Annotated in this window: 10 protein-coding genes, 2 tRNA genes and 3 rRNA genes; 2 read left to right on the forward strand and 13 right to left on the reverse strand. The window is 44.2% G+C overall.

The genetic code is table 11. The annotated features are described in order from the left end of the window. Positions 1–18: 18 nt before the first annotated feature. From guaA to kdpF, 8 genes are all read right to left on the reverse strand, one after another. On the reverse strand, positions 19–1,326 hold the full coding sequence (gene guaA, locus GD630_RS12960) for a glutamine-hydrolyzing GMP synthase (protein ID WP_143869061.1): 1,308 nt from the start codon (positions 1,324–1,326) through the stop codon (positions 19–21). Between the two features lie 123 nt (positions 1,327–1,449). Continuing rightward, complete coding sequence (locus GD630_RS12965) at positions 1,450–2,889, reverse strand: sensor histidine kinase (RefSeq protein WP_182505611.1); 1,440 nt, start codon at positions 2,887–2,889, stop codon at positions 1,450–1,452. Between the two features lie 19 nt (positions 2,890–2,908). Next, a complete protein-coding gene (locus GD630_RS12970) occupies positions 2,909–4,039 on the reverse strand; it encodes a sensor protein KdpD (protein WP_143869065.1) in 1,131 nt (376 codons plus the stop codon). Positions 4,040–4,123: 84 nt separating this feature from the next. Further along, positions 4,124–4,888, reverse strand: coding sequence for a TorF family putative porin (locus tag GD630_RS12975; protein ID WP_007767477.1), 765 nt, complete (start codon positions 4,886–4,888; stop codon positions 4,124–4,126). A gap of 118 nt (positions 4,889–5,006) precedes the next feature. After that, positions 5,007–5,579, reverse strand: a complete 573-nt coding sequence (locus GD630_RS12980; protein ID WP_143869067.1) for a K(+)-transporting ATPase subunit C — start codon at positions 5,577–5,579, stop codon at positions 5,007–5,009. Positions 5,580–5,595: 16 nt separating this feature from the next. Next, positions 5,596–7,629, reverse strand: a complete 2,034-nt coding sequence (kdpB, locus tag GD630_RS12985) for a potassium-transporting ATPase subunit KdpB (RefSeq protein ID WP_074638340.1) — start codon at positions 7,627–7,629, stop codon at positions 5,596–5,598. An 18-nt stretch (positions 7,630–7,647) separates the two neighbouring features. Then, positions 7,648–9,354, reverse strand: coding sequence for a potassium-transporting ATPase subunit KdpA (gene kdpA / locus GD630_RS12990; protein WP_008777345.1), 1,707 nt, complete (start codon positions 9,352–9,354; stop codon positions 7,648–7,650). 31 nt (positions 9,355–9,385) lie between these two features. Beyond that, complete coding sequence (gene kdpF, locus GD630_RS12995) at positions 9,386–9,466, reverse strand: K(+)-transporting ATPase subunit F (RefSeq protein WP_032849815.1); 81 nt, start codon at positions 9,464–9,466, stop codon at positions 9,386–9,388. A gap of 447 nt (positions 9,467–9,913) precedes the next feature. Between kdpF and GD630_RS13000 the strand changes: the two genes are divergently transcribed. Then, positions 9,914–12,187 (forward strand): bifunctional alpha,alpha-trehalose-phosphate synthase (UDP-forming)/trehalose-phosphatase, encoded by a 2,274-nt coding sequence (locus GD630_RS13000; RefSeq protein ID WP_182505612.1) that lies wholly within the window; start codon positions 9,914–9,916, stop codon positions 12,185–12,187. Positions 12,188–12,199: 12 nt separating this feature from the next. Continuing rightward, on the forward strand, positions 12,200–13,990 hold the full coding sequence (locus GD630_RS13005; protein WP_117938094.1) for a glycoside hydrolase family 15 protein: 1,791 nt from the start codon (positions 12,200–12,202) through the stop codon (positions 13,988–13,990). A gap of 72 nt (positions 13,991–14,062) precedes the next feature. Here GD630_RS13005 and rrf read toward each other — a convergent pair. From rrf to GD630_RS13030, 5 genes are all read right to left on the reverse strand, one after another. Further along, positions 14,063–14,173: ribosomal RNA gene (gene rrf / locus GD630_RS13010) — 5S ribosomal RNA — on the reverse strand. A 95-nt stretch (positions 14,174–14,268) separates the two neighbouring features. Continuing rightward, positions 14,269–17,147, reverse strand: a 23S ribosomal RNA gene (locus GD630_RS13015). A gap of 140 nt (positions 17,148–17,287) precedes the next feature. Further along, positions 17,288–17,361 (reverse strand) — tRNA-Ala (locus GD630_RS13020). Positions 17,362–17,396: 35 nt separating this feature from the next. Then, a tRNA-Ile gene (locus GD630_RS13025) sits at positions 17,397–17,473 on the reverse strand. A gap of 234 nt (positions 17,474–17,707) precedes the next feature. Continuing rightward, positions 17,708–19,234, reverse strand: a 16S ribosomal RNA gene (locus GD630_RS13030). The 16S, 23S and 5S rRNA genes sit together here with 2 tRNA genes alongside, the layout of an rRNA operon. Between the last annotated feature and the right edge of the window lie 245 nt (positions 19,235–19,479).

The following is a 19,479-nucleotide window of genomic DNA, read 5'->3' on the forward strand; positions in this document are numbered from 1 at the left end:
AGGTATTTTAGTATTACTTTATTCCCATTCTATGGTTGAATTGGGTTTCGGTGACATATCATAGCAGACACGATTTACATTCTTCACTTCTTTCAGAATTCGGTCTGTAATTTTCATCAGAATAGGCCAATCTATCGGTTCGATAGTAGCTGTCATAGCATCTACCGTATTGACTGCACGAATAATTACCGGCCAATCAAAAGAGCGAGCATTATCACGCACACCCACGGATTTGAAATCAGGAACTACTGTAAAGTATTGCCATACTTTCTTGTCCAATCCTGCAATTCGGAATTCTTCACGCAGAATAGCGTCAGATTCACGCACAGCCTCCAGACGGTCACGTGTAATAGCTCCCAAACAACGCACTCCCAAACCTGGTCCCGGGAAAGGCTGGCGATAAACCATTTCGTACGGTAAGCCCAACTCCAGTCCACAAGCACGAACTTCATCCTTGAACAATTGACGCAACGGTTCTACCAATTCAAACTTGAGGTCCTCCGGCAAACCACCTACATTATGGTGCGACTTCACCATTTTGGCAGTCTTCGTTCCACTTTCCACAATATCCGGATAAATAGTACCCTGCCCCAAGAAATCGATACCGTCCAACTTACGTGCTTCTTCCTCGAACACACGAATAAATTCACCACCGATGATTTTGCGTTTTTGTTCAGGGTCCGCCACTCCTGCCAATTTATTCAGGAAACGGTCTGTAGCATCCACATAAATAAGATTTGCCTTTAACTGATTGCTGAAAACTTCAACCACATCCTCAGATTCCCCTTTACGCATCAAACCATGATTGACATGCACGCACACCAAGTTATCACCAATTGCTTTCAGAAGCAAAGCAGCAACCACAGAGCTGTCAACACCACCCGACAAAGCCAACAATACCTTTTTATCACCAACCTGACGCTTAATCAGCTCTATCTGGTCGTTCACAAAATTTGTCATGTTCCAGTTAGCTTCCGCTTTGCAGGTATCAAATACGAAAGACTTTACAGCCTCCTTAATAGCCTCGATATCATCTGTAAATTCCGGCAATTTCACAGTGCAAATCGCTTTATCATGACCGGCAGCCATAACAGGAAGTCCCATTGTATAAATAGCCGGATTTACGTCAATGGCAACGCCATCAATCACATTATTCGGTCCGCCATTGATAATAATACCCTTTACGTTGGGCAATGCTTTCAGTTCTTCTACGGTGATGTCGTGAGGATAAATCTCACTATAAACTCCTAATGCACGGATGGCGCGAGCCAATACCGTATTCTCATGACTACCCAAGTCAAGGATAACAATCATGTCCTGTTTCATCTGATTCTGGTTCTTTTAAGTTTTTATATAGCCAATAGTTTGACCTTAGTTTCAATTCACCTGCAAATATAAATATTTTAAAAGACGCTACAATATATTGATTCGCCAAAAAGACATTTATTTTTATGCTTTCAACCTTATCACAAACCGACTGCCTTTTCCCAATTCACTCTCTACGGTCAGCGTACCGCCGTGCGCTTCCACAAAATCACGGGAAATAGACAATCCGAGTCCGCTACCCTGCACTTTCGTTCCGGGAACACGGAAGTAGCGGTCGAAAATACTTTTATGATAACGCGGGTCGATACCTTTACCAAAATCCTGAACATATAGTTCGATAATATTATCCTCTTGCCTGGCTCCGATCACAACATGACCGTTTTCTTTCGAATAACGGATTGCATTGCTCAATAAATTAGTCAGCACCCAAGCGATTTTCTCGCTATCTACAAATAGTTTGCCGATTTTCTCTTCCGGATATTCCACTTCTATCTGAATGTTGAACTTATCCGCCTGCACCTGATTTGCCTTAATTGCATATTCTATCAATTCAATCGGTTTGGTGATCTTCGGCATAAACTGTAGTTTTCCCGCTTCCACCTGGGTCATGTTAAGTAATTCTCCGGTGATACTCAACAAACGCTCGCTGTTCTCCTTGATACTCTTAGACAACTGCTCCTGTTCATCATTCAATGCACCGACACGCTTATCTTCCAACAACTGGAGGCTCATCATAATAGCAGCAATCGGAGTCTTCAGTTCATGAGATATCGTCGAGATAAATGTAGTCTTGGCAGAATCCAATTCCTTAAATTCCGTGATATTCTTCAATAAAATAACATCACCCAGTTTGCGGGGTTCCCCTTTTTCAGCCTCCGTATTAATGATAGGGACATAAGAGGCCTTAAAGTAACTCTCTTTGTCGTCGGCATATATCTTCAATGGTTCCTTCTGCTCGCTTGGCGTCACCAGTTCACGGATCAACCGCCGCAACAGGTCATTCTTCAAAGCCAGTTCCTCCGCCGATTGACGAATCACATTCTCCCGTTTCAGATTCAAGACATTGAGTGCTTCCTCATTGATAAACAGAATTTCACGCTCCATATTCAAGCCGATCACCGGATCATCTATACTGTTTACAATTGCTTCAATAAATTTCTTTGCAGAAAGAATATCCGACAAAGTACTTGCACGATATTCCGTCAACCGTTCCGCCATCCGGTTAAAACTATCCGCCACATCCCGAAATTCTTCATTATTATTCATCTGCAGACGCTTCTCATAATTATGATTGGCTATTTCAAGAATTCCCTCTTTCAGCTCTTTAATAGGCTTGCTGATAGTACGGGGCAACCAATAAAGCAATATCAGTCCGGTCAAGATACAGATTCCTCCCGTTACGGAAATCCATAACAAAGCACGTTCCAATCCGGGCATAGCAGCAGGACTATCAGGTTCTGTCGCTGTCAGAATTTGAAGATTCACAACTGAAAGTGTTACCAGCAAAATAATCATTCCGGCCAGCATTCCGATACCGAGAATCAGTTTCGTTTTAATATTCATAACGTTCATACGATTAATATTATGCAAGTATAATCAAATCTACATTAGCTTGTGACAAATTATTTAAAAACTTTCTATATCCCAGTATAGAACAAATAGCGTATGGCAACCTTAAATTAGGAGTTCCCATGCAAACAGTCGATATCTGTTTCTCTTTACAAACCTTGACGATGCTACCCAAAATATCCTTCGACTGCACCTGCACCACCTCTCCCCCAAGTTCCGCCACGAGCTTAAAATGGTTCAACAGATACCGTTGACTAGCTAGATCAATTCTATCCATACTCTCTTTCGGAGTCTGAACATACAGGGCTATAAAAGTGGTATTATACCGGGTTGCCAACTTTGCCGCCTTTCTGATAATCCGCCGGGGTGTTTTCTCATGACTACTGATACAAGCCATAAACTTTTCATGCCGGAGTCCGACGGCTACTCCCATCACCACCTCATTCTCCACCTTTTTTTCTACCCGCAACGCTACTTCCTTCAAAGCCAACTCACGTAACTGAAGAATATTCTCTGTCCGAAAGAAATTATCCAATGCCGTCTGAATCTTTTCCGGACGATATATCTTACCCGCTCTCAAACGTGCAATCAGCTCCTCTGCCGTCAAGTCAATATTCACCACCTCATCCGCTTCCTGAAGAACACTGTCGGGCACCCGTTCTTTCACTTCAATACCCGTAATCTCCTGCACTTCTTCATTCACGCTTTCAATGTGCTGGATATTGATTGCCGAAATCACATTGATTCCCTCATCCAGCAAAGTTATCACATCCTGCCAACGTTTCTCGTTCAAACTACCTTCTACATTGGTATGAGCCAGTTCATCCACAATTACAATTTCCGGATGGACACGGATAATCGTATCCAGATCCATTTCCTCCAATTCTTTCCCCTTATAGAAGATTTTACGACGCGGAATGACAGGGAGCCCTTGCAACAATGCTTCCGTCCCGGCGCGTCCATGAGTTTCGATATAGCCGATTTGCACGTTCACACCATTCTCCAGCAGTTCATGTGCCTCCTGAAGCATACGATATGACTTTCCCACACCGGCTATCATACCGATATAGACCTTGAATTTGCCCCGGTGGGACTTCTTTATCAGATCCAAAAAATACTGTACACTATGTTCTCTATCATCCATTACGTCAATCTGTTATTTTAAACATCCTAACCCGTAGTAATCATCACGATCACCACGGGTTTCACAAAAATTCATGAGTTTATTTTATGGCCTTAAAGTTACGCCAAATACTAAATGGGCGTCCTCCAAACGTGGATTCCATATAGCCTGTACAAATATAGGCAATGAAAACTTATCATTAAAATTTATTGCTTTCGTTGCTTTCAAAGCTAGGTTCGTCACTGCAAACCCATTCACATTATACTGCGGAGTCTTATAAGGAACCACTCCACAAGTAGCATTCAGATCAACTCCTTTCACACTGAACGGATAATTCAGTTCTACGTAAGAAGAGTATGCCTGCTTTTCTTCCCCCTCATCAGTCGTTTTTCTGTCAGCACCGGCAAACATGGTATACCATGCGATAGATAAGGGGAACTTTTCAATAGGAAGCGTATAAGCTAACCCTGCTTCAAAATGATGTCCGGTGTCTCCACTTTTAAAATGAAAATAATTATTGGTAAGTTCTCCATTGGCCACATCAGCTTGTCCGTCCCACCAAAGAGTGGCTACAGAAAGCGTCGGTCCTGCTTCACCGAACTTATAAGCTGCGGTCAGGTCAATTTCTTTATTACTCTCACTCAAACTGGTTGAGCCCCATGCAGTAAGCGAGAAATTACCTACGCTAAATCCCAAAGTCGGCTGAAAGGAAGCAGCTCCCCCCTGATAAATACCACGCCATACATACGAACTTACCAAATCACCTTGTATAGTAAACTCTTGTGCTTGTGCATTAACTGTTCCCAACATACAAACGGCTGCTACAGCCATTGTTCCTAAAAAACTCTTTTTACTAAAAAAACTTTTCATACTTCTTATCTTATTCTATTTTATGTTTCCGTAAAAAAGCAGCGCCCTATCCAACCCTGTTAATTTGAACCGCGGCATAACCCAAACGGTCCGGACAGGAACGCTGCTCAATCTTCATCTACTTATTGCTTTCCTCTAATGCGATATTCAATTTCAATACATTCACCTTTTCTGTTCCCAACAACCCCAAAAGAGGTTTTTCTATGCTTTTATCAACAATCGCTCTCACCTGTTCCTCTCTCAAGCCACGTGCTTGTGCTACTCTCTTCACTTGTACATACGCACATTGAGGAGTGATATTAGGATCCAGTCCCGAAGCACTGGCTGTAACCATTTCAACAGGCACATCCGCCCGATTCAAATAAGGATGATGTACAAGGAAAGTATCGATACGCGCTTTTACTTCATCCAGATACTCCTGATTCGTAGGGCCCTTGTTACTACCAGAGGAACTCGTAGCATCATACCCGTCACCGGCAGAAGAAGGACGTCCCCAGAAATAAATATCCTCTGTAAACATCTGGCCGACATTGGCTGCTCCCACTACTTTCCCGTTCAATGTAGCTACTTCGGCATTTCCTTTATTAGGACCCGCTACCTGTGCGAACACCCACAGGATAAGGATATAGAACACGGAGAAAAAGACACAAAAAGCAAGTGTTATTTTTAATGACTTCAATAAAGTTTTCATTGCTATTGTTTTTTAATTAAAAGAATAAACCTACTACTAAATCTATCAATTTGATTCCCACGAAAGGAGCAATCACACCACCCACACCATAGATCAGCAGATTACGGCGAAGCAAAGCACTCGCACCTATCGGCTTGTATTGCACACCACGCAAAGCCAACGGAATCAGAATCGGAATAATAATCGCATTAAAAATGACTGCCGAAAGAATAGCACTTTCAGGACTATGCAGATGCATGATGTTCAGAGCAGCCAGTTCGGGAATGGCGATCATAAACAAGGCCGGAACGATAGCAAAATACTTCGCTACGTCATTGGCGATAGAGAAAGTAGTCAGCGTACCACGTGTCATCAGTAATTGTTTACCGATTTCCACAATCTCGATCAACTTCGTCGGGTCGTTATCCAAATCGACCATATTACCAGCTTCTTTCGCTGCCTGTGTACCGCTATTCATGGCTACACCTACATTGGCCTGTGCCAGGGCAGGAGCATCGTTCGTTCCGTCTCCCATCATTGCAACCAATTTACCAGCCTGCTGTTCCTTCTTGATATATTCCATCTTATCTTCCGGTTTCGCTTCGGCGATAAAATCATCCACACCGGCTTTTTCAGCAATATATTTTGCAGTTAACGGGTTGTCACCTGTCACCATTACCGTCTTCACTCCCATCTTACGCAGACGTTCGAAACGTTCCTGAATACCCGGTTTGATAATATCCTGCAGTTCAATAACACCAGTCACCTTTCTGTTTACACATACTACCAGCGGTGTACCACCATTGCTTGAGATAGAAGAAATAATCTCTTCCACTTCTTTCGGAAATTCATTCCCGTCACCTTCCACCATCTTGCGGATGGCATCAAAAGCACCTTTACGAATCTGCGTTCCATCTGCCAGGTCTACTCCCGAACATTTGGTTTCAGCCGTAAACTTAATCATACGTGCTCCTGTTGTATTCAGATTACGCATACGAATGCCCGACTCACGTCCCAATTCTACGATAGACTTACCTTCCGGCGTTTCATCGGATAAGGAAGACAACAGACAAGTTTCCACAAAATCGTGCAGATCGACACCCGGAGCTGTATGGAAATGAGTTGCTTTACGATTACCAATGGTGATAGTACCCGTTTTATCCAGCAGTAATGTATCAATATCACCCGCAGTTTCAACCGCTTTACCGGATTTAGTAATCACGTTGGCGCGAAGTGCACGGTCCATACCGGCAATACCGATGGCAGAGAGAAGTCCACCGATAGTTGTCGGGATCAGACACACAAACAAAGAAATAAGCGAAGCAATAGTGATGACCGTATTACTATAATCGGCAAACGGTTTCAAAGTCACACACACAATGACGAAAACAAGCGTAAAACCTGCCAGCAAAATAGTCAATGCAATCTCATTCGGGGTTTTCTGGCGGGAAGCACCTTCCACCAATGCTATCATCTTATCAAGAAAACTTTCTCCCGGTTGGGTAGTCACCATCACCTTTATATGATCGGACAGTACTTTCGTACCTCCTGTTACCGAACTCTTGTCGCCACCTGCCTCACGAATGACCGGAGCAGACTCACCGGTAATGGCACTTTCATCAATAGAAGCCAACCCTTCAATAATCTCACCGTCGGAAGGAATCACGTCTCCTGCCTCGCAGACAAACACATCCCCTTTCTTCAACTGTGAAGAACTGACAGTAACGATTTTATTGCCTTCCACTTTCTTTGCCGGTGTCTCTTCACGAGTCTTACGCAAACTGTCGGCCTGTGCTTTACCACGTGCCTCTGCAATAGCTTCGGCAAAATTGGCAAACAGCAAAGTGATAAACAGAATGATAAACACGGCAATGTTGTAAGCAAACGAACCCTGTGAAGAATTAACAATGGAGTAGAGCGTCACAAGCAGCATGACTACCGTAGCCACCTCTACCGTAAACATAATCGGATTCTTTATCATCATTCGTGGGTTCAGTTTCACGAATGATTGTTTCAAACTTTCTATAACTTGCTCCTTTGGAAACAAAGAAGCTGATTTATTATCTTTCATATCTTCTCTAATTCAGTATTACAAACTTAAATGTTCAGCAATCGTGCTCAATGCATGTACCGGGAAGAATGACAGAGCGGCAATAATGAAGATAACTACAAATGTCATTACTCCGAAAGTCAATGTATCCGTCTTCAACGTACCGGCACTTTCCGGTATGAATTTCTTCTGCGCCAGTAGCCCGGCAATGGCAACCTGTCCGATAATAGGAAGGAAGCGACTCAGAATTAAAACGATACCACATGTCCAGTTCCAGAAATAAGTATTATCACCCAAGCCTTCGAAACCGGAACCGTTATTGGCGGCACAGGAAGTGTACTCGTAAAGCTGTTCACTCAAACCGTGGAATCCTAAGTTGTTCAACCACCCACCTTCACTTTCCACAAAATCCGGATGGTGTACATAAATATAACTTGAGATTGCCGTAAACACCAAGATTACAAATGGATGAAGCAGAGCTACAATCGTAGCGATTTTCATTTCGCGGGCTTCTACTTTCTTACCGAGGAATTCCGGTGTACGTCCCACCATCAAACCGCTGATAAACACTGCAATGATAATGAATGTATAGTAGTTCATCCACCCTACACCTACACCGCCAAACCAGGTATTAATCTGCATATTCAGCATTTCCATCATACCGGACAGAGGCATGGTAGAATCATGCATACCATTCACAGAACCATTGGAAGTTACAGTCGTTACAATACTCCACAACGCGGTTGCTCCGGCTCCCAAACGCACTTCCTTACCTTCCATCGCACCATTGTCCTGTGCAATTCCCAGCTCATCGATGCGCGGATTCCCCCCCATTTCCTGACTGACATTAATGCACACACCGACCAGAAAAGCGAAAAGCATTACTCCGAATATACTGTAAGCCAACTTCTTTCTACGGGTATAGAAACCCAGTGCAAATACCATCGCCATCGGGATAATCAAGATAGACCAACATTCTACCATGTTAGAAAGATAAGTCGGATTTTCCAATGGATGAGAGGAGTTCACGCCAAAATATCCACCGCCATTCGTACCCAACTGTTTAATAGGAACAATTGCGGCCGTAGGACCTTGAGAAACCATCTGTTCCTGACCTTCAAGAGTAGTGACTTTCATCTTACCGTCAAATCCCATCGGAGTTCCCTGAAGAATCAGGATAAAACCTACAATCAGAGAAAGAGGTAATAAGATACGCGTACAACTTATTACCAGAAATTGCCAGAAGTTACCAATCGTTTTGGTTGTTTTTGCAGCAATACTCTTCATAATACCTGCCATAGCAGCCATACCTGTTGCTGCGGTAATAAACTGGAAAAGCATGATGACGAACAATTGAGTAAAATAAGTCAGTCCGCTTTCACCGCTATAGTGCTGTAAGTTACAGTTCACCATAAAACTAATACAAGTATTGAATGCCTGATCCGGAGTCTGCGGTCCGTTGCCGTCCGGGTTTAAAGGCAACCATCCTTGTGAAACCAAGAGTACCATTCCCCAGAAAAACCAGAAAGCATTTAAAATCAACAATGCTTTCAGGAATTGTTTCCAGTTCATTTCTTCATTGGGGTCGATTCCACAAACTTTATAAATGACTCTTTCGATAGGAGCCATAAAATCAGACCAGGTCTTTTCTCCTCTGTAGACCTTGGCAATGTATTTTCCCAGTGGATAAGCCAGAATCACCATCAAGGCTATCTGAACAACCACGCCTAAAATTTCTGTATTCATATACTTTTTACCTTAAACTGTGTGTGTTACTTTAAAACTTCTCGGGTTTGATGAGCACATACATCAAATAACCGAAGATTGCAATACCTAATACGAATAATGCTGTGTACATAATCAATTCTCCTTTTTTCTTTAAATATTCTCAAACCAGTCTACACATTTCCAGAACAGCCAGAAACAAGCGAAACCGCTCAACAGGCAGAAAATAAATGATAGTGTTATTCCCATGTTTTTACCTTTTAAATGATTACTATAAATTTTTACTTGCCATTCTTCATGCCAAATGCGTGCCACAAAAAACAAAGAATACATAATAAGCTAACATTCAAACAGATACAGACAGGCAGTTACTTTCTTACCATCCGACACACCCTTCCATTTTGAAAAAAGGATTCTATTTTGAAAGGCTTTCCGTTTTTTCGTGATTTCAGAAGAGAAAAAATAAACAAATTATCATTTTGAAAGGGGATTTCCATTTTGAAAAGACAAAAGGAGGATACTACATCTTTATAATCTGTTGATAATAAACGGTTAAGCATCAACATAAGTCAATTGGTACATGCTTTGCGAAGAAATAGATATGAAACTTTATATTATTGCAAACAGATTACCTGTCAAAGTAGCCGGCACAAACGGCACATTCGTATTTTCGCGTAGCGAAGGCGGACTGGCAACAGGTTTGGATTCTCTCCAGACTTCTTATGAGAAGCACTGGATAGGTTGGCCCGGAATATGTACAAATGAAGAGAAGGACCAGCAAGAGATTAACGAGAAACTACAGGAAATGAATTTTCATCCGGTCTTCTTGTCGGAAAAGCAAATTGAAAACTATTACGAAGGATACAGTAACAGTACTATCTGGCCTTTGTGTCATTACTTTTATGCTTATACCTTATATAAGAACTGTTTCTGGCAATCCTATCAACAAGTCAACCGACTCTTCTGTGAGGAGATTTGCCGGCTGATACGTCCCGGCGATAAGGTATGGATACAGGATTATCAACTGATGCTACTTCCCGGAATGTTGAGGAAAATATATCCGGAACTAAGTATCGGTTATTTCCATCATATCCCGTTCCCTTCTTACGAACTCTTCCGTATTCTTCCGGAGCGTGCCGAGATTCTGAAGGGTTTGCTGGGAGCAGACTTCATAGCTTTCCATACTCATGACTATATGCGTCACTTCATCAGTGCCGTAGAACGTGTGCTGCATCTCGACTTCAAACTGGATGAAGTACAGATCAACAACCGGATGGTCAGAGTAGAAGCATTACCGATGGGAATCAACTATGAATCCTATCATCAGGCTTCAGAAAATAAAGAAGTACACCAGGCCATTGAACGAACCCGGAAACTTTTCGGCGAGCATAAACTGATCCTGTCAGTAGACAGACTGGATTACAGCAAAGGCATATTGCACCGTCTTCGTGGCTTTGCCACCTTCCTCGAACATCATGCCGAATATCACGGTAAAGTTACATTGGCAATGGTCATTGTCCCTTCACGCGACCATGTAGGCAGTTATGCGGAACTAAAAACAAAAATTGACGAAGAAATCGGCTCTATCAACGGACGTTACTCCACAATGAACTGGACTCCCGTATGTTATTTCTATCATGGCTTTTCACTGGAAGAACTGACTGCCATGTACTATGTGGCCGACATAGCCCTCGTCACTCCACTTCGGGACGGAATGAATCTGGTAGCCAAAGAATACGTAGCTACCAAATGCGACAATCCCGGTGTACTTATCCTTAGCGAAATGGCAGGTGCCGCCGTAGAATTGACGGACGCTATCCAAATCAACCCGAACGATACGGAACAAATAGAAAACGCTATTTGTCAGGCACTTGAAATGCCCGAAGAGGAACAAAAACAACGCCTGAAACGTATGCAAAGCATTCTGTCCGTACAGACAGTCAACAAATGGGCAGCCGACTTTGTCAATGAACTGAACGCGACATGTATGAAAAACGATATGTTACGAAAAAAACGTATCGTAGCCGCTAGCATTGCACAAATCAAACTCAAGTATAACCATGCCAAACAACGCCTGATTCTGCTGGACTATGATGGTACACTGACGGCTCTCAAACCACGTCCCGAGGATGCACAACCTACACCGGAACTCATTTCTATTCTACAACAACTGGCTAGCGATCCCGCCAATCATATTGTTATCAATAGCGGACGGGATCACTTTACATTAGAAAAATGGCTTGGCACCCTTCCTATTTCTATGGCTGCCGAACATGGGGCTTTCTATAAAGAAAACGGAGTCTGGCATAAAAACATAAAGAAGATAGAATGGGGAGCAGGTATTCTCTCTATCCTTCAAATGTTTGTAGACCGTACTCCCCGTTCCCATCTGGAAGTGAAAGAAACTGCCCTAGCCTGGCATTATCGTGAAAGTGACGCATGGCTCGGCACATTAAGAGCCCAACAACTCGTCAACACGCAGATTTCGCTCTGTACCCGGCAGAAACTACAAATTCTGCAAGGAAATAAAGTGATCGAAATCAAATCACCGGATTGCAATAAAGGTTCGGAGGTGGGGCGTCTGCTAGCCAACAGACGTTATGATTTTGTTATAGCGATGGGAGACGACACTACAGATGAAGATATGTTTCAGGCATTACCGATGAGCGCCATCACCATTAAAATAGGTAGCGTATCCGAAGCCGCCAACTATCACCTGTCTGCCCAATCTGACGTACTTCCTTTCTTACGGTCTTTACTAGGCAAACAAAAAACTGCCACAAAAGAAGGAAGCATTAAGAATCGCCTGACTTTCGCTTTCGACTTTCTCAAAGATCTATTAAAAACTCAATAAAAAGCAATCAATATGAATAATTTAAATTATGGAGTGATAGGTAACTGCCGAACCGCAGCTCTCATTTCGCAGAACGGAAATATCGAATGGCTCTGTTTTCCCGATTTCGATTCTCCTTCTATTTTTGCCAGTCTGCTCGACCGGGAGAAAGGAGGAGCTTTCGGATTCGAAGTTTCCGAAGACTATTGCATCACACAAAGTTATGTCCCCCACACCAATATTCTTTCTACTCAATTCTCCTCCGATGAAGGAGAATTCGTAGTGCTCGACTATATGCCCTGCTATCGTTCCCAAGACGAAACAGGGCATTATTTACCTGCCGAATTATACCGCTACATACATTGGATAAAAGGAAAACCGCGTTTCAAGATCAACTACCACCCGGCTCCGAACTATGCACAGGGACAAGTGATCCTTAATATCACTCCACAGTATATCGAATCCTACTGCTCCTTTGACAACAAGGACAGACAATATTTATATGCTTCCCTGTCTCTTCAGGACATCAAAGAGAAAAAAGAAATCATTCTTGAGAAAGACGAATTTCTCCTGCTCTCCTATAACGAGAAAGTGATCCCAATCGACATAGAAAGGGAGAAAATAGAATACTGTCGTACGCTGGTATATTGGCTGAACTGGACAGACAGAAGCAAAAAATACACTCTATATAATGACGTAATCGAACGGAGTTTATTGGTTCTGAAACTAATGTCCTACCACAACGGAGCTGTGCTGGCAGCACTAACTACAAGCCTACCGGAAGCTGTGGGAGAAGTGCGCAACTGGGATTACCGCTTTTGCTGGCTTCGGGATGCTTCCATGTCCATCGAAACCATGTTTCAAATCGGACATACCGGTGCAGCCAAACGCTTTATGAAATTTATCCAATCCACATTCGTTTCCAAACATGACTATCAAATTATGTATGGCATCCGGGGCGAGCACCAACTAACCGAAGTGATACTCGACCATCTATCCGGTTATAAGAACTCCAAACCTGTACGAATAGGAAATGATGCATACCATCAGAAACAAAACGACTCTTTTGGTTACCTGATGGACCTGATTTACCAATATTATCGCCTCATGCCCGGCACACTGGATGAAATTGAAGACATGTGGGAAATGGTAAAGACCATTTTAGCAAAAGTAGTAGAAAACTGGAGAAAGCCCGATAAGGGAATCTGGGAGATCCGGGGAGAAGGACAACACTTTGTTTCTTCCAAAGTGATGTGTTGGGTAGCTTTAGATCGCGGAGCTAAAATCGCTCAAATGCTTAACAAATATAATTATAGCGAACGTTGGCAACTGGAAGCCGAAAAAATAAAGAAAGACGTGATGAAATATGGCTGGAATAAGGAACTTCAAAGCTTCACACAGACATATAATAATCAAGCAATGGATTCTTCATTACTATTGATGGAACCCTATGGATTTATAGAAGCAGATGATATACGCTATCATAAAACAGTGGAAGCTGTCAAGAAAGCCCTTTTCCATAAAGGACTTATGTATCGCTATAACAGCAAAGATGATTTCGGGTTGCCTACTTCTGCTTTTACGATTTGTACATTCTGGCTTATACGGGCATTGTTTGTAACTGGCCATAAAGAAGAAGCACGCTGCCTGTTTGACGAAGTTCTGAAATACTCCAATCATCTTGGATTGTTTAGTGAAGATATTGATTTCGAAACCAAAGAACAGTTGGGCAACTTCCCGCAGGCATATTCACATCTGGCATTAGTAAATACAGCTATCTTATTTGCAGAAGAAGAGAAGAGGTTATCTTTTATCCGGCCTTAGAGAACGCCCTGATTCAGAAGTGATAAAACACAGAAAGCCCCTTGATTCATTTTGAATCAAGGGGCTTCTTAAAAACGGCGGCTACCTACTCTCCCACTGTTACGCAGTACCATCGGCGTGACGAGGCTTAACTTCTCTGTTCGGAATGGGAAGAGGTGGAACCCTCGTGCTATAACCACCTGAATAAGGTTATGACATGATGAAAAGTAAAATCTCAGTGTATTACCCGTTTCCGGGGGTAATCCGCTAAACGTATATATCGCGATCCGTACAAGTCCGAAAGAAAGTGGACGGGCAATTAGTAATGCTCGGCTATGATGTTACCACCTGTACACCTGCATCCTATCAACGTCATCGTCTTTGACGACCCTAAGAAATCTAATCTTGTGGCTGGCTTCGTACTTAGATGCTTTCAGCACTTATCCAATCCCGACTTAGATACCCAGCAATGCACCTGGCGGCACAACTGGTAAACCAGAGGTCAGTCCAACACGGTCCTCTCGTACTAGTGTCAGAGCCACGCAAATTTCATACGCCCACGATAGATAGAGACCGAACTGTCTCACGACGTTCTGAACCCAGCTCGCGTGCCACTTTAATGGGCGAACAGCCCAACCCTTGGGACCTTCTCCAGCCCCAGGATGTGACGAGCCGACATCGAGGTGCCAAACCCCTCCGTCGATATGAGCTCTTGGGAGGGATCAGCCTGTTATCCCCGGAGTACCTTTTATCCTTTGAGCGATGTCCCTTCCATGCGGAAACACCGGATCACTATGCTCTAGTTTCCTACCTGATCGACTTGTATGTCTCCCAGTCAAGCGCCCTTATGCCATTACACTCTGCGGACGGTTACCAATCGTCCTGAGGGCACCTTTAGAAGCCTCCGTTACTGTTTTGGAGGCGACCACCCCAGTCAAACTACCCACCAAACAGTGTCCTCCAATCCTGGAGTTAGAACTCAAATAATCAAAGGGCCGTATTTCAACAGCGACTCCACAAATACTGGCGTACCTGCTTCAAAGTCTCCGGCCTATCCTACACATCAATTACCCAAATTCAATGTTAAGCTATAGTAAAGGTTCACGGGGTCTTTTCGTCCCATCGCGGGTAATCGGCATCTTCACCGATACTACAATTTCACTGAGCTCACGGTTGAGACAGTGTCCAGATCATTACACCATTCGTGCAGGTCGGAACTTACCCGACAAGGAATTTCGCTACCTTAGGACCGTTATAGTTACGGCCGCCGTTTACTGGGGCTTCAATTCAATGCTTCTCTTGCGATGACATCTCCTCTTAACCTTCCAGCACCGGGCAGGTGTCAGGCTGTATACGTGATCTTTCAATTTGGCACAGCCCTGTGTTTTTGTTAAACAGTTGCCTGGACCTATTCTCTGCGCCCAACTCTCGTTGGGACCCTTTATCCCGAAGTTACAGGGTCAATTTGCCTAGTTCCTTAACCGTGAATCACTCAAGCGCCTTAGTATATTCAACCCGACTACGTGTGTCCGTTTGCGGTACGGGTACCTTAAGGATTAAGTTTAGCGGATTTTCTCGGGAGTATGCTTACACGCACTATTACCTTGTTCCGAAGAACGCGGTATACTATCAGGTTCGACTCTCTTTGTGGATTTGCCTGCAAAGATCAATATCTACACCCTTCAACGGACTATTCCGTCAGTCCGCGGCGCTGTCACTCCTCCGTCTCCACGTCACTCCTTAAGGTAGTACAGGAATATTAACCTGTTCTGCCATCGGCCTCACCGTTCGGCTGAGCCTTAGGACCCGACTAACCCTGATCCGATTAGCGTTGATCAGGAAACCTTAGTCTTTCGGCGAGGGGGTTTCCACCCCCTTTATCGTTACTTATACCTACATTTGCTTTTCCACACGCTCCAGCAAGGCTCACGCCTCACCTTCGACGCGGAGTGGAATGCTCCCCTACCGATGTTTACACATCCCATAGCTTCGGTAAGATACTTAATGCCCGATTATTATCCACGCCAAACTCCTCGACTAGTGAGCTGTTACGCACTCTTTAAATGAATGGCTGCTTCCAAGCCAACATCCTAGCTGTCTTAGCAATCTGACTTCGTTAGTTCAACTTAGTATCTATTTGGGGACCTTAGCTGATGGTCCGGATTCTTCTCCTTTAGGACATGGACCTTAGCACCCATGCCCTCACTCCTGTGATAGGACTAATGCGCATTCGGAGTTTATCAAGACTTGATAGGCGGTGAAGCCCTCGCATCTTATCAGTCGCTCTACCTCACATTAGTAACTCACAAGGCTGCACCTAAATGCATTTCGGGGAGTACGAGCTATCTCCAAGTTTGATTAGCCTTTCACCCCCACCCTCAGTTCATCCGGAAGCTTTTCAACGCTTATCGGTTCGGTCCTCCAGTTAGTGTTACCTAACCTTCAACCTGACCAAGGGTAGATCACTTGGTTTCGCGTCTACTCCTTCCGACTAATCGCCCTGTTCAGACTCGCTTTCGCTTCGGCTACACATTTTGAAATGCTTAACCTTGCCGGAAAAAGTAACTCGTAGGTTCATTATGCAAAAGGCACGCCGTCACTGCTTGCGCAGCTCCGACCGCTTGTAGGCGCATGGTTTCAGGGACTATTTCACTCTTCTGTTCGAAGTGCTTTTCACCTTTCCTTCACAGTACTGGTTCGCTATCGGTCTCTCGGGAGTATTTAGCCTTACCGGATGGTCCCGGCAGATTCACGCAAGATTCCTCGTGTCCCGCGCTACTCAGGATACCACTACGCTTCGTTTCACTTCGTATACCGGACTATCACCGTCTATGGTCTCACTTTCCAGAGAGTTCTACTCATGAAATGTCTTGCGACATCGTGGTCCTACAACCCCATTGTTGCCGTAACAACAATGGTTTGGGCTGATCCCCGTTCGCTCGCCACTACTTGGGGAATCATTATTATTTTCTTTTCCTACAGGTACTAAGATGTTTCAGTTCCCTGTGTTAGCCTCCATCTAGGATGGATGACATTCCTTCAGAATGTCGGGTTGTCCCATTCGGAAATCTTCGGATCAAGGGTTATTTGCACCTACCCGAAGCTTATCGCAGCTTATCACGTCCTTCATCGCCTCCGAGAGCCAAGGCATCCGCCATGCGCCCTTGCTTACTTTCTTTCAAACTGACTTCCCGGCATATTGAACTATTGCTAGTCTATATACCGCGAACGTACGGTTCGATATATACTTTTAGCTCTTACTAAAATTTTACTTTTTGTATCATCATGTCAAAGATCGTTTCTCTTTTTCAGAGATCGTGGAGAATAACGGATTCGAACCGTTGACCCTCTGCGTGCAAGGCAGATGCTCTAGCCAGCTGAGCTAATCCCCCAAGAGGTTATCAAGAATTACTGTCGTTCTTGAGCTTGGTAGTCCCAGGCAGAGTTGAACTGCCGACCTCTACATTATCAGTGTAGCGCTCTAACCAACTGAGCTATAGGACTAGTTCAACCTTGTCTACCTGTTGAGTTAGACTCGGCTTCTTTTTTCTCTTGTTTATCTCTATCTATAATTGCTATAGATGGTTGATCTATATCTATAAATAAACAAGTACCAGTAGTACAAAAACAGAACCTTTAAAGTCATCATTTTTTTTCAGTGAGAAAGCAAGTCCAGATAATGGGAGAAACTCTCAACTCTCAACTCTCAACTCTCAACTTATTACGGCATCGCTCCAGAAAGGAGGTGTTCCAGCCGCACCTTCCGGTACGGCTACCTTGTTACGACTTAGCCCCAATTACCAGTTTTACCCTAGGACGCTCCTCGCGGTTACGTACTTCAGGTACCCCCGGCTTTCATGGCTTGACGGGCGGTGTGTACAAGGCCCGGGAACGTATTCACCGCGCCATGGCTGATGCGCGATTACTAGCGAATCCAGCTTCACGAAGTCGGGTTGCAGACTTCGATCCGAACTGAGAGAGGTTTTTGGGATTGGCATCACGTCGCCGTGTAGCTGCCTTCTGTACCCCCCATTGTAACACGTGTGTAGCCCCGGACGTAAGGGCCGTGCTGATTTGACGTCATCCCCACCTTCCTCACATCTTACGACGGCAGTCTCTCCAGAGTCCTCAGCATGACCTGTTAGTAACTGAAGATAAGGGTTGCGCTCGTTATGGCACTTAAGCCGACACCTCACGGCACGAGCTGACGACAACCATGCAGCACCTTCACATTTGTCTTACGACTAACCAATTTCTTGATATTCAAATGCAATTTAAGCCCGGGTAAGGTTCCTCGCGTATCATCGAATTAAACCACATGTTCCTCCGCTTGTGCGGGCCCCCGTCAATTCCTTTGAGTTTCACCGTTGCCGGCGTACTCCCCAGGTGGAATACTTAACGCTTTCGCTTGGCCGCTTACTGTATATCGCAAACAGCGAGTATTCATCGTTTACTGTGTGGACTACCAGGGTATCTAATCCTGTTTGATACCCACACTTTCGAGCATCAGTGTCAGTTGCAGTCCAGTGAGCTGCCTTCGCAATCGGAGTTCTTCGTGATATCTAAGCATTTCACCGCTACACCACGAATTCCGCCCACCTCTACTGTACTCAAGACAGCCAGTATCAACTGCAATTTTACGGTTGAGCCGCAAACTTTCACAACTGACTTAACTGTCCACCTACGCTCCCTTTAAACCCAATAAATCCGGATAACGCTCGGATCCTCCGTATTACCGCGGCTGCTGGCACGGAGTTAGCCGATCCTTATTCATACGGTACATACAAAAATCCACACGTGGACCACTTTATTCCCGTATAAAAGAAGTTTACAACCCATAGGGCAGTCATCCTTCACGCTACTTGGCTGGTTCAGACTCCGTCCATTGACCAATATTCCTCACTGCTGCCTCCCGTAGGAGTTTGGACCGTGTCTCAGTTCCAATGTGGGGGACCTTCCTCTCAGAACCCCTATCCATCGCGGTCTTGGTGGGCCGTTACCCCGCCAACAAACTAATGGAACGCATCCCCATCGATAACCGAAATTCTTTAATAGGATTATCATGCGATAATCATATGCCATCCGGTATTAATCTTTCTTTCGAAAGGCTATCCCCGAGTTATCGGCAGGTTGGATACGTGTTACTCACCCGTGCGCCGGTCGCCATCTTCAGTTTGCAAGCAAACTGAAATGCTGCCCCTCGACTTGCATGTGTTAAGCCTGTAGCTAGCGTTCATCCTGAGCCAGGATCAAACTCTTCATTGTAAAAGTATTGTTCATCTATCCCTAAGGATAGCGTTTTGCTCTGTTCAGGATGCCGTACAATTTATTGACTCTATTCCTATACCTATATTTATATAAGCATTGACGGTTCTATTTTAACTTGTACTACTTGTATTGTTTATCAATATTTCAAAGAACTAACGTGGCTTCCGCCGCGCCTGCTTTCTTTGCGAAAGCGGATGCAAAGATAAGGACTTTTTCAGATAACCTCCAAACTTTTTCGAAAG

It is taken from the genome of Bacteroides zhangwenhongii, assembly GCF_009193325.2.
Lineage (GTDB): Bacteria > Bacteroidota > Bacteroidia > Bacteroidales > Bacteroidaceae > Bacteroides > Bacteroides zhangwenhongii.